The 13,694-nt window shown below is 73.9% G+C and carries 1 protein-coding gene; it reads right to left on the bottom strand.

Annotation, left to right across the window (positions count from 1 at the left end; translation table 11 throughout):
• Positions 1-31 precede the first annotated feature (31 nt).
• Entirely contained in the window at positions 32-13,651 is a 13,620-nt protein-coding gene (locus KME78_RS48330) for a non-ribosomal peptide synthetase (RefSeq protein WP_246653500.1), read from the bottom strand.
• Positions 13,652-13,694: the final 43 nt, after the last annotated feature.

Below are 13,694 nucleotides of genomic sequence, written 5' to 3'. Positions count from 1 at the left end.
TCCCCCATCTGCTCGATTACGGACCGGGTCATCACGCCCACTCCTCCATCAGCTCGTTCTCCAGGTCGTCGATCTCGTCCTGGCTGAGCGCCAGCGACAGGTCGGACGGCGTGTGCCCGCCCGCGTCCGGCCGGTCGGCGTGCCGGACGATGCCGCGCAGCGCGGCGAACCAGCCGTCGGCGAGGTCGCGGACCTCCTGCTCGGTGAACAACTCGGACGGCCAGGACCACGTGACGGACAGGGCCGGGCCGACGTCGCCGTCCACGGCCGTGGCGATCACCTCCAGGGCGTGCGCGGCGGGCATCTCGGGATCGCGGGCGACCGGCGTGGGCAGGTTCGCGGCGGGTGTCCAGTGGCCGGAGTCGTTCCCGCCGCCGAACCGGCCCAGGTAGTTGAAGCCGATCTGCGGGACCGGCGACACCCGCGGCTCGCCGCCGAGGTGGCGCCAGAGGCCGAAGCCGACGCCGTTGTCGGGGATCACCCGCAGGCTCTCCTTGATCCGCTTGAGCGCGGTGCCCACAGCGGGGCCGCCCTCGGCGAGGTCCTGGTCGCTCACGGGGCCCGCGTCGAGGCTGACCGGGTACATGCTGGTGAACCAGCCGACCGTGCGTGACAGGTCGAGCCCGTCGGTCAGCTCCTCGCGTCCGTGCGCCTCGACGTCCACCAGCAGGCCGTGCCGGTTCGCCTGCCGGGCGACCGCGATGGCCAGGCCGGTCAGGAGCACGTCGTTGACGGAGGCGTGGTAGACGGCGGGCACCCGCGTCAGCAGCGCCTCCGTGACGTCGGCGGGCAGCGTCACGGTCAGGTCGCGGGCTGTCGCGGCGGTGTCCTTGGCGGGGTCGAGCGGGCGGGCGCCGAGCGGCGGCTCGCCCAACGGCAGCGCCTCCCATACGGCGCGGTCGGGCCGGGGTTCGCGGGCGAGCTTGGCGACCGTGTGCGCCCAGGCCCGGAACGAGGTGGGCACCGAGTCGAGCTTCGGCGTGCCGCCATCGGCCAGGGCCTGCCAGGCGGCGCGCAGGTCGGGGACGATGATGCGCCAGGAGACCCCGTCCACGACAAGGTGGTGCGCCACCAGGAGCAGCACGCCCGGCCGCTCTCCCGCGTCGAACCAGACGGCCCGCAGCATCGCGCCGTCGCGTGGCGACAGCTCCGACCTGGCCGTCTCACCCTCGCGGGCGACGACATCGGCCAGCGCGTCGCCGGTCAGCCCGGCCGTGTCCACCCTGCGTACGAGGCCGTCCGCCGGCACCGAGCCGGGCTCCCGCACCTGGAGCGTCCAGGTGTCCGGGTTCAGCCGGGCCCGCAGCATGTCGTGGTGGTCGAGCAGCGCCTGGACAGCGGGTACGAGGTGCTCGCCCAGCCCGGGGGGCACGGTGAGCGCCATCGACTGGTTGAACCCGGCGTACGGCCCGTCCAGCTCCCGGAGCCAGTGCATGATCGGCGTGGCCGGGAGGTCGCCGACCCCGGCGTCCACCGGTGCGGGCCCGGCCGCGGCCTCCTGCGCGACGGCCGCGAGCGCCTCCACGGTCTGCTGCTGGAACACGTCGCGCGCGGTGATGGTCAGCCCGGCGCGCCGGGCGCGCGAGACGAGCTGGAGCGACATGATGCTGTCGCCGCCGAGCTGGAAGAACCCGGCGTCGACCGAGACGTCCTCGACGCCGATCACCTCGGCGAACAGGTCGCGGAAGATCCGCTCCCGCTCGGTGCGCGGCTCGCGGCCGCCGGTGACCCCGGCGTAGGACGGGTCGGGCAGCGCCTTCCTGTCGATCTTGCCGTTCGGGGTGAGCGGCAGGTCGTCGAGCGGTACGAGGGCCGCGGGCACCATGTAGTCCGGCAGCACCGCCTCCAGGCGCTCCCGCAGGTCGACCGGGGAGAGGCGGGTGACGGCGTACCCGATGAGCCGCTTGGGCCCGCCGTCCGGCTCGTCGGCGATGACCACGGCGTCGCTGACGTCGGGCAGCGCGCGCAGCGCGGCCTCGACCTCGCCCAGCTCGATCCGGTTGCCGCGGATCTTGACCTGGTGGTCGACCCGGGTCAGGAAGTCGAGCTGGCCGTCGGCGCGCAGCCGCACCCGGTCGCCGGTGCGGTACATGCGCGCGCCAGGCTCGGGGGCGAACGGGTCGGGGACGTACCGTTCGGCGGTGCGTGACGGATCGTTGAGGTAGCCGAGTCCGACACCGGTGCCGGCGATGTAGAGGTCGCCGGCCAGGCCGGGCGGCACCGGGAGAAGTCCGGAGTCGAGGATGTGCAGCCGGTTGTTGCGCAGCGGGCGGCCCACGGGCAGCCGGCCGTGCTCGACCTGGGCGTCGATGTCGTGCCCGATGAAGGCGTGGGTGTTGTCGTCGGAGCACTCGGTCAGCCCGTACGCGTTGACCAGGCCGGCCTGCGGGAAGCGGGCGTACCAGCGCTTGCAGATCTCCGGCGAGAGCACCTCGCCGTTGACGATGAACCAGCGCAGCGACGGCATGGACGGTGACGGGATGCCCGCGTCGTAGGCGTCGAGCCCGGCCCGCATGAAGGAGGGCACGACCTCTAGCACGGTGAGCCCGTGCCGTTCGACCTCGGCGAACAGTTCGAGCGGGTCCCTGGCGACGTCCTTGGTGACGATGTGGGTCCGGCCGCCGGTCAGCAAGGCCGACAGCATCTGCCACACCGAGACGTCGAAGGTGAGCGGCGCGTTGAACACCACCGCGTCGCCGTCGCCGATCCCCAGCTCCTCGACCTTGGCCAGCAGGTGGTTGATCATGCCCTGCTGGTGCACCATGGCGCCCTTGGGGCGGCCGGTGGAGCCGGAGGTGTAGATCACGTACATGAGCCGGTCGGCCCCGGTGACCGGCGGCGGGTTGCCGTGCGGCCGTCCGGCGAGGTCGGCGGCGACGTCCGGGGCGTCGAGGAGCAGCCACGGGGTGTCCACGCCGGGGATGTTCACGGCCGCCGCCGAGCCGATGAGCACGGCCGGATTGGCGCTGTGGATCGTGCCGCGGACGCGGTCGGCCGGGTGCGCGGGGTCGAAGGGCACGTACACGCCGCCGGCCTTGAAGATGGCCAGGAGGGTGACGACGACGTCCGCGCCCGGCGGCAGCCCGACGGCGAAGAACCGGCCGCGGCCGTGCCGTTCGAGGAGCAGGTGGGCCAGCCGGTTGGCCCGCTCGTTCAGCTCCCGGTAGGTCAGCGTGGTCGTGTCGTCCACCACGGCGGTGGCCTGCGGCGTGCGTGCGGCCTGGGCCTCGAACAGCTCCTGGAAGGTCTGGCCGGGGATGGGCGCGATGGTCGCGTTGCCGGCCGCCAGCAGGTGGTGCTCGTCCTGCGACAGCAGGTCGACCTGGCCCGGCCGCAGCGCCGGGTCGGCGGACAGCTCGGTCACGAGCCGGGTCAGCCGTCCGGCGAGCGAGACGGCGGTGTCCCGGTCGAACAGGTCGGTGGCGTACTCCAGCGAGCCGCAGATGCCCGCGGGCAGGCCGTCGCCGCCGTGGTTCTCGCGCAGTCCGAAGGCCAGGTCGAACTTGGCGACGCTGCCCCGCACGGGCTCGAAGCAGGCCCGCAGCCCCGGCAGGTCGAGGCTGGGGTGGCCGTCGCTCATCAGGCTGAACATGACCTGGTAGAGGGGGGTGTGACCCATGGATCGGGCCGGGTTGACGGCCTCGACGACGCGCTCGAAGGGCGCCTCGGCGTGGGAGTAGGCGGCCAGGTCCGTCTCCCGGACCCGGTCGATCAGCTCGTGGAAGCCGGGGTCGCCGGACAGGTCGGTACGCAGGACCAGGGAGTTGACGAAGAAGCCGACGAGCTGGTCGAGCGCGGCGTCGTGGCGTCCGGCGACGACGGTGCCGAGCGGGATGTCGGTGCCCGCGCCGAGCCGGTTGAGCAGTGCGGCGACCGCGGCCTGCAGCACCATGAACACGGTGGCGCCGCGCTCGCGGGCCAGCGCGGCCACGCGGCGATGCACCTCGGCCGGGATGTCCACGGGGACGGTCGCGCCCCGGTGGCTGGCGACCGACGGCCGCGGCCGGTCGACCGGCAGTTCGAGCAGCTCGGGGACGCCGGCGAGGGCGTCTCGCCAGTAGCCGACCTGGTCCTCGCCGACGGCGTTCTCGGCCTGCCAGAGCGTGTAGTCGGCGTACTGCACGGGCAGGGGCTCCCAGCCGGGTCCCCGGCCTTCGAGACGGGCCGCGTACGCGGTGGCGAAGTCGGCCGACAGCGGCATCATCGACATGCCGTCGCCCGCGATGTGGTGCACGAGCAGCAGCAGCACGTGCTCGTCGGGCCCGGTGCGGTAGAGCCGGCACCGCACGGGCGGCTCCTCGGCCAGGTCGAAGGGGACGCGGATGTCCTCCGCGAGCAGGTCGGGCAGCTCCTCCTCGGTGGTGGTGACGAGCTCGACGGGGATGGGCGAGGCGGGCAGGACGTGCTGGTACGCCTGCCCGTCGCTCTCACGGAAGACCGTGCGCAGGACCTCGTGCCGGTCCGCCAGGTCGTCCACGGCGGCCTGGAGCGCCTCGCGGTCGAGATCGCCGGACAGGCGGATGGGCAGCGGGATGTTGTAGGTCGGGCTGGGTCCCTCCAGCCGGTGCAGGAACCACAGCCGCTGCTGGGCGGTGGACAGGGGGATCCGCTCGGGCCGCGGCCTGGCGCTGACGGGGACGCGCGCCTCGGCGGCGCCGTCGAGCCGGGTGGCCAGGGCGGCGACGGTCGGATGGTCGAACAGCTCGCGCAGCGGGAGCTCGGCGCCGAGCACGGCGCGGATGCGGCTGACGAGCTGGGTGGCCAGCAGGGAGTGCCCGCCGAGCTCGAAGAAGTTGTCGTCCACCCCGACCCGGGCCACGCCCAGGACCTCCGCGAACAGACCACACACGATCTCCTCACGCGGCCCCCGGGCGGCCCGGCCAGGCTCGGAGACGTAGACCGGCGCGGGCAACGCCCGACGATCCACCTTGCGGTTCGGCGACAACGGCAACGCCTCCAGCGCCACGAACGCCGACGGCACCATGTACGCCGGAAGCACACCCGCGACGAACTCCCGCAACCGCGCCGCCTCGACCTCGCGACCCACCACGTAGGCCACGATCCGCCGATCCCCCGGCCGATCCTCGCGGACGATGACGGCCGCCTGCTCCACCTCCGGATGCCGGCCCAGCACGGTCTCGATCTCACCCAGCTCAATGCGGAAGCCGCGGACCTTGACCTGCTCGTCCACCCGGCCCACGAAGTCCAGCCGGCCATCCGCCCGCCAGCGCACCGCATCCCCCGTCCGATACATCCGCTCACCCGGCGACCACGGACACGCCACGAACCGCTCCGCCGTCAACGACGCCCGGCCCAGATAGCCGCGCGCCACCCCGTCACCGGACACGTACAACTCCCCCACCACACCCGGCGGCACCGGCCGCAACCCGTGGTCGAGCACGTAGAAGCGGTGACCGTACAGAGGTGAGCCGATGGGTGGCTTCTCGCCGGCGATCAGGGAGTCGCTGGCGGAGGCCCACATGGTGGCCTCGGTGGGGCCGTAGCCGTTGAGCATGAGGCGCCCCTCGCCCCAGCGTCCGACCAGCTCGGCGCCGAGCACGTCGGTGCCGACGAGCAGGGTGCGCAGGTCGGGCAGCGGCACGACGGGCAGGCTGGCCAGGGCGGCCGGCGGCAGCACGGCGTGGGTGATCCGCTGTCCGGCGAGCAGCGCGGCCAGCTCGTCGCCGCCGCGCACGCCGGGCGGCACGACGACGAGGGTGGCGCCGGCGCCGAAGGCGTACAACATCTCGAACACGGAGGTGTCCGTGCTGAGCGGGGCGAACTGCAGCACGCGGCTGCCCGGCGCGGTGCCGAGCCGGTGCCGCTGCGACGCCGCGCTCGCGGCGATCCCTTGGTGGGTGACCACGACACCCTTGGGGCGGCCGGTCGAGCCCGAGGTGTAGATCACGTACGCGGGCGCGGCGGGCGTGAGCGGCGCGGTCCGCTCGCCGTCGGTGACGTCGTGGCCCGGAAGGTCACCGAGGTCGTCGAGGAGCTCGGCGGTCACGGTGACCAGGGGGTCGCTCTCGCGCAGGATGAGGTCGACGCGCTCGGCCGGGTAGTCGGGGTCGATCGGCAGGTACGCCGCCCCGGCCTTGGCGATGCCGAGCATGGCGACCGCCGCCTGGGCCGATCGCGGCATCGCGACCGCCACCAGCGACTCGGGCCCGGCCCCGTAACCGTCTATGAGGAACCGCGCCAGCCGGTTGGCCCGTTCGTTGACCTCCTGGTACGACCACGACACGGGCCCGTCCACCACCGCCACCGCGTCGGGGCACTCGCGCACCCGCTCCTCGAACAGCGCCGGCAGCGTCATGCGCGGCCCGGCCGAGCCGCCGTCGCCCCACTGGCTCAGCAGCTGCCGCCGCTCGCCGCCGGACAGCAGCTCCACCGCGCCGAGGCGCTGGTCGGCGTCGGCCGCCACCGACCGCAGCAACCGGCAGAACCAGGCCGCGATCCGCTCGGCCGTGTCCCGGTCGAAGATGTCGGTGGCGAACTTGACGACGCCTTCCATGCCCGCGGGTGTGCCGTCGGGGTTGTAGGTCTCGGTCAGCCCGACCCACAGGTCGAACTTGGCGGAGCCGGGGTCGGGACTGTCGGCGCGTACGGACAGGCCGGGCAGGCGCAGGTTGCCGTCGATGACGTCCCGGTCCACGGTGAGCGTGACCTGGTACAGCGGGGCGTGGCTCATCGACCTGACGGGGTTGACTGCGTCGACGACCCGGTCGAAGGGCACGTCGGAGTTGGCGTAGGCGGCCAGGTCCACCTCGCGTACCCGCTCCAGCAGTTCGCGGAAGGTGGGGTCGCCGGAGGTGTCGGCACGCAGCACGACCATGTTGATGAAGAAGCCGACCACTTCGTCGAGCGCGGGGTCGCCGCGCCCGGCCACGCCGGTCCCGATCGGGATGTCCTGGCCGGATCCGAGCCTGGTGAGCAGTCCGGCCAGCGCGGCGTGCATCACCATGAACAGCGTGGCGTTGCTCCGCCTGGCCAGGCCGATGAGGTCCCAGTGCAGCCCGGCGTCGACGTCGAAGGTGACGCGCTCGGCCAGGCTGCCGCGCCGGACGGGGCGCGGCCGGTCGGCGGGCAGTTCGAGCGGCTCGGGGGCGCCGGCGAGCTGCTTCTTCCAGTAGTCGCGCTGGCGTGACAGCACGCTGTCCGGGTCCTCGTCGCCGCCCAGGGTCTCGGCCTGCCAGAGCGTGAAGTCGGCGTACTGGACGGGCAGCGGCTCCCAGCCGGGCGCGCGGCCGCTCAGGCGGGCCGCGTAGGCGGCCGACAGGTCGCGGCTGAGCGTGCTCATCGACACGCCGTCGGTGGCGATGTGGTGCAGCAGCAGGAGCAGGAGGTACTCGCCCGGCTCGGGCCGGGTGAACAGGGTCGCCCTGATGGGCGGCTCGGCGGCCAGGCTGAAGGTGTACGTGAGCGCGTCGCCGATCGATCCGCCGGAGACGACGTCCAGCACCGGCCGCACCTGGCCCGCGGGGTGGATGAGCTGGTAGGGCCGCCCGCCGTCGTCGGGGTAGACCGTACGCAGCGCCTCGTGCCGGTCCACCAGGTCGGCGAGCGCCTGGCGCAGGGCCTCGACGTCCAGCGCGCCGGACAGGTGCAGCGCCAGCGGCACGTTGAAGGCCGGGCTCGGTCCTTCGAGCCGGTGCAGGAACCACAGGCGCTGCTGGGCCATGGACAGCGGGATCCGCTCCGGCCTGGGTCGGGCCACCAGCGGGGGCCGGGCGTCGCGGGCGGGCTCCAGGCGGCCGGCGAGCGCGGCCACCGTGGGGGCGCGGAACAGGTCGCGTACGCGTACCTCGGCGCCGAGGGTGGACCTCAGGCGGCCGACCAGCCGGGTGGCGAGCAGGGAGTGGCCGCCGAGCTCGAAGAAGTTGTCGTCGATCCCGACGGGCACGCCGAGGATCTCGGCGAACAGCCCGCACATGATCTCCTCGCGGGCGGTGCGCGGGGTGCGGCCGCTCGATCGGGTGGCGAACTCGGGGGCGGGCAGCAGCTTCCTGTCGAGCTTGCCGTTGGCCGTCGCGGGCAGCTCGTCGAGGACCACGAAGGCCGCGGGCACCATGTACTCGGGCAGGTGCGCCGCCACGTGGGCGCGGATCTGCCCGGACTCGGGGGCCTTGGCGGCCACGAGGTAGGCGACGATGCGCTTGTCGCCCGGCCGGTCCTCGCGCACGATCACGACCGCCCGCTCCACGTCGGGGTGGCGGGCCAGCACGGCCTCGATCTCGCCCAGCTCGATCCGGAAGCCGCGGATCTTGACCTGGTGGTCGACGCGGCCGGCGAAGTCGAGCGAGCCGTCGGCCCGCCAGCGGGCCAGGTCGCCGGTGCGGTACATGCGCTCGCCGGGAGCGCCGAAGGGGTCGGCCACGAACCGTTCCGCGCTCAGCGCGGGCCGGCCCAGGTAGCCGCGGGCCAGGCCGTCGCCGGCGACGTACAGCTCCCCGGCCACGCCGGGCGGCACGGGCCGCAGTCCGGCGTCCAGGACGTGGACGCGGGCGCCGCGCAACGGCGAGCCGATGGGCGGGTTCTCGCCGGGGACGAGGGCGTCGCTGGCCGAGGCCCAGATGGTGGCCTCGGTGGGGCCGTACCCGTTGAGCATGCGCCGGCCGTCGCCCCAGCGTTCGACCAGCTCGGGGCCGACCACGTCGCCGCCGACGAGCAGGGTGCGCAGGTCCGGCAGCGGCGTCTCGGGGACGCTGGCCAGCGTGGCGGACGGGATGACGGCGTGGCTGATCCGCTGCTCGGCGAGCAGGGTGGCCAGCTCTTCGCCGCCACGCACGTGCGGCGGCGCGATGACGAGCGCGCCACCGAAGGTCAGGGCCATGAGCAGTTCCATGACGGAGACGTCGAAGCTCGGCGAGGCCAGCTGCAGCACGCGGGAGCCGGGACCGCACTGCAAGCGCTCGCGCATGGAGGCGACGGTGGCGGCGAGCCCGTGGTGGGTGACCACGACGCCCTTGGGGCGGCCGGTCGAGCCCGAGGTGTAGATCACGTACGCGGGCGACCGCGGAGTGAGCGGCGCTCGCCGCTCGGCGTCGGTCAGCTCGCTGGAAGGAATGCCGTCAGCGACGGTGAGCCGGGGTACGGGCACGTCGAGGTCGCCGATGACCAGCAGCGGCCTGGCGTCCTCCAGCATGAGGTTGACGCGCTCGGCCGGGTAGTCGGGGTCGATCGGCAGGTACGCCGCGCCCGACTTGGCGATGCCCAGCAGCGCCACCACCAGGTCGGCCGACCGGGGCAGGGCGACGGCGACGATCGACTCGGGCCCGGCGCCGTGCTGTTCGACGAGCGAGCGCGCCAGCCGGTTGGCCCGCTCGTCGACCTCCCGGTAGGACCAGGTCACCGGCCCGTCGACCACGGCCACCGCGTCCGGGCACTCCCGCACCCGCTCCTCGAACAGCTCGGGCAACGTCACCCGAGTGTCCACGGCGCCGCCGTCGCCCCACTGCTCCAGCACCCGGCGCCGCTCGCTGCCGGACAGCAGCTCCACCGCGCCCAGCCGCTGGTCGGCGTCCGCCGCGGCCGAGCGCAGGAACCGGCGGAACCACTCCGCGATCCGCTCGGCCGTGCCCCTGTCGAAGATGTCGGTGGCGTACTTGAGGTTGATCCGCATGCCGCCGGGGTCGCGGCCCTCGCCGTGCGCCTCCTCCAGGAAGAACATCAGGTCGAACTTGGCCGCCTCCAGCTCCACCTCCGGCGGGCTGACGGTGAGGCCCGGCATGCGGGCCTGGGCGCCCGCGTAGTTCTGCAGCACGATGCTGACCTGGAACAGCGGGTGGTAGGCCAGGGACCGGGCCGGGTTGACGACGTCTACCAGCCGCTCGAAGGGGATGTTCTGGTTGGCGTAGGCCGACAGGTCCACCTCGCGGACACGGTCGAGCAGCTCGCGGAACGTGGGATCGCCCGAGGTGTCGGTGCGCAGCACCATGGTGTTGACGAAGAAGCCCACGAGATCGTCCAGCGCCTCGTGGCTGCGGCCGGCCAGACCGGTGCCGATGGGCAGGTCGGTGCCCGCGCCGAGCCGGGTCAGCAGCGCGGCGAAGGCGGCGTGGGCCATCATGAACACCGTGACGCCCGCTTCCCGCGCGGCGGCGACGATCTCGCGGTGCGCGGCGGCGTCGAGGTCCAGGGTGACCATGTCGCCGCGGTTACTGGCGATGGCCGGGCGCGGCCGGTCGAGGGGGAGCTCGACCAGCTCGGGCATGCCAGCCAGGCGCTCCCGCCAGTAGGCGAGCTGCCCGGCCAGCGGGCTGTCCGGGTCGTGCTCGTCGCCGAGCATGCGCGTCTGCCAGAGCGTGTAGTCGGCGTACTGGACGGGCAGCGGCTGCCAGGAGGGCGTCGCGCCGGCGCAGCGGGCGGTGTAGGCCTCGGCCAGGTCGCGCAGCAGTGCCGACCACGACCAGCCGTCGCAGGCCACGTGGTGGATCACCAGGTGCAGCACGTGCTCCTCGCGGCCGGTGGAGAACAGGCCGGCCCGGATGGGGATCTCGTCGGCCAGCTTGAAGGCGCGGTGGCCGAACGCGGTGAGCGTCTCCTTCAGCCGGTCCGGCTCGACGTCGGCGAACGTCGTCTCGACCGTGGCCTCGTCGAGCACCACCTGGTACGGCTCGCCGTCCTCGCTCCTGATGACCGTCCGCAGCATCTCGTGCCTGGCCACCACGTCGTTCAGGGCGGCACGCAGCGCGTCCTTGTTCACCAGGCCGGTGAGGCGGAGCACGGAGGGGATGTTGTACTGCGGGTTGTCCTCGTCGAGCCGGTTGATGAACCAGACGCCGCGCTGGGCGTACGAGAGGGGGACGCGTTCTGGCCGCTGCTCGGGCACCGGCCTGGAGCGGCCGAGGCCGGCCAGGTCGATGCGCGCGGCCAGCTCGGCCGGGGTGGGCGACTCGAACGCCTCGCGCACACCCACCTCGACGCCGAACACCGAGCGGACCCGGCTGACGAGCCGGGTGGCGAGCAGGGAGTGGCCGCCGAGCTCGAAGAAATTGGCGTCGCGCCCGACGCTGACGAGGCCGAGCAGCTCGGCGAAGATGCCGCAGACGATCTCCTCCTGCGGCGTGCGCGGGCGCGAGCCGTCGGCCGGGGTCGCCGGTCCGGCCGCCGGCAGCGCCGCGCGGTCCAGCTTGCCGTTGGGGGTGAGCGGCAGCACGTCGAGCGCCACGACGGCGGAGGGCGTCATGTACGCGGGCAGCGCGCGCCCGGCGTGGTCGAGCACGTCGCCGGTGTCGGCCGAGGCGGGGGTGACGTAGGCGACGATGCGCTGGTCGCCGGGCCGGTCCTCGCGGACGATCACCGCGGCGTGGTCCACGGCGGGGTGCTCGCGCAGCACCGACTCGATCTCGCCCAGCTCGATGCGGAACCCGCGCACCTTCACTTGGTGGTCGACGCGGCCGGCGAACTCGAGCAGCCCGTCGGCCCGGCGCCGGGCCAGGTCGCCGGAGCGGTACATCCGCTGTCCCGGGCGGAAGGGGTCGGCCACGAACCGTTCGGCGGTCAGCCCGGGGCGGCGGTGGTAGCCGCGGGTCACCAGGTCGCCGGCGATGTACAGCTCGCCGACGACGCCGGGCGGCATCGGCCGCAGCAGCGGATCGAGGACGTAGACGCGGGTGTTCCAGACGGGCGTGCCAATGGTGATCACGCCGGCGGGCACCTGGTCGCCGGGCTCGATGCGGAACTCCGTGCAGCCGACGGTGGTCTCCGTCGGGCCGTACTCGTTGATCACGGTCGCGGCCGGGTGGCGGCGGCGCCACTCGTCCAGCGCCTCACCCATGAGGGACTCGCCGCCGAGCACGAGCTGGCCGGTGGGCGAGCAGGTGTCGGGCAGCACGGCGAGCAGGGGCAGGTGGCTGGGCGTGGCCTTCACGAAGTCGGGCGGCTCCGGACTTGCCGGGACAGCGGCGTCCTGGTCGACGTCCAGATCGGCGAGCTGCACGCGGCCGCCGCAGGTCAGCGGCCCGAACAGGCCGGTGACCGTCAGGTCGAACGAGACCGGCGAGTGCACCAGGGCGCGCCCGGCCAGGCCACCGTAGGCGTGTGCGGCCCAGGCCAGGTAGACGTTGAGCGAGCGGTGCTCGACCACGACGCCCTTGGGGCGGCCGGTGGAGCCGGAGGTGTAGATCACGAAGGCGGCGTTGCCGGGGCCGCAGGTGGTCTCCGGCGGGGTGGCGGGCAGCATGGCCGCCTCTGCCTCCAGGGCGGCGAGGTCCTCGGGCGCGGCCAGGGTCAGCACCGGGCGGACGTCGTCGAGCATGAAGCGGATCCGCTCGGCGGGCAGGCCGGGGTCCACCGGCAGGTACGCGCCGCCCGCCTTCATGATGGCGAGCAGGGCGACGACCAGGGCGGCCGACTTCGGCAGCGCCACGGCGACGAACCGCTCCGGTCCGACGCCGCGGGCGGCCAGCAGCCTGGCCAGCCGGTTGGCCCGGGCGTCGAGCTCGGCGTAGCCGAGCACCTCGCCGTCGCATTCCACGGCCGCCGCGTCCGGGGTACGGCGGGCCTGGCGCTCGAACAGCTCGGTCAGCGTCGCCTCGGGCACGTGGCGCGCCGAGTCGTCCCCGAGCAGCCGCTCGCGCTCTCCGGGCGCCAGCAGGTCGAGCTCGGCGATCCTGCGGCCCGGCTCGCGTACGGCGTGGACCAGCAGCCGGACCAGGCGGGCCGCCAGGTCGTCGGCGGTGCCGGGGTCGAACACGTCGGTGGCGTACTCGAGCGCGCACTCCAGTTCGCCGGGCGCCCCCCACCGCGTGGGCTCCCTGACGAAGAAGCTGAGGTCCACCTTGGCGGCGCCGGTGTGCACGCCCGGCTGCACGCCGGTCGCGAGCCCGGGCGCGAGGTCGGGGACGCGCAAGGTGCTCTCGAAGGTCAGCATGACCTGGAAGACCGGGTGGTAGGTCAGCGAGCGGGCCGGGTTGACGGCCTCGACGACGTTCTCGTACGGCACCTCGGCGTGTGCCTGGGCGGCCAGGTCGGCGTCGGTCACCCGGGCCATGAGGTGGGCGAAGGTGGGGTCGCCGGAGGTGTCGGCGCGCAGCGCCAGCGTGTTGAGGAACTTGCCGACGAGCCCGTCGAGCACCTGGTCGCCCCGGCCGGCGGTGGCGGTGCCGATGACGATGTCGGCGCCCGCGCCGAGCCGGGTGAGCAGGGCGGCCAGCGCGGCATGGACCACCATGAACACGGTGGACCCCGACTCCCTGGCCAGGCGCACCAGGCCGTGGTGGAGGTCCTCGTCCATGCGGAAGCCGACGCGCCCGGCGCGGCCCGCGCGCACGGCGGGGCGCGGCCGGTCGAGCGGTAGGTCGAGCAGGGCGGGGGCGCCGGCCAGCGCCTCGCGCCAGAACGCCACCTGCGTGCCGGCCCGGCTGCCGGGGTCGGCGGGGTCGCCGAGCAGTTCGCGCTGCCACAAGGTGTGGTCGATGTGCTGCAGGGCCGGCGGCGCCGGTACGGGCCCCGCGCCGGCGCGGTGGGCGTAGGCGGCGGCCAGGTCGTCCACCATCGGCTGCTCCGACATGCCGTCGCTGGCGATGTGGTGGGTGACCAGCAGCAGCACGTGCTCGTCCGGCCCGACGCGGAAGAGCGTGGCGCGGAAGGGCGGCTCGATCGTGAAGGAGAAGGGGACGGCGGCCTCGGCGTCGAGCGCGGCGGCCAGGTCGGCGGGGGCGACGTGGGCGGCGGGGAGCTCGGGTGCGGCC

Source organism: Nonomuraea guangzhouensis (assembly GCF_019396345.1).
Lineage (GTDB): Bacteria > Actinomycetota > Actinomycetes > Streptosporangiales > Streptosporangiaceae > Nonomuraea > Nonomuraea guangzhouensis.
This window is presented reverse-complemented; position numbering and strand designations above follow the sequence as displayed.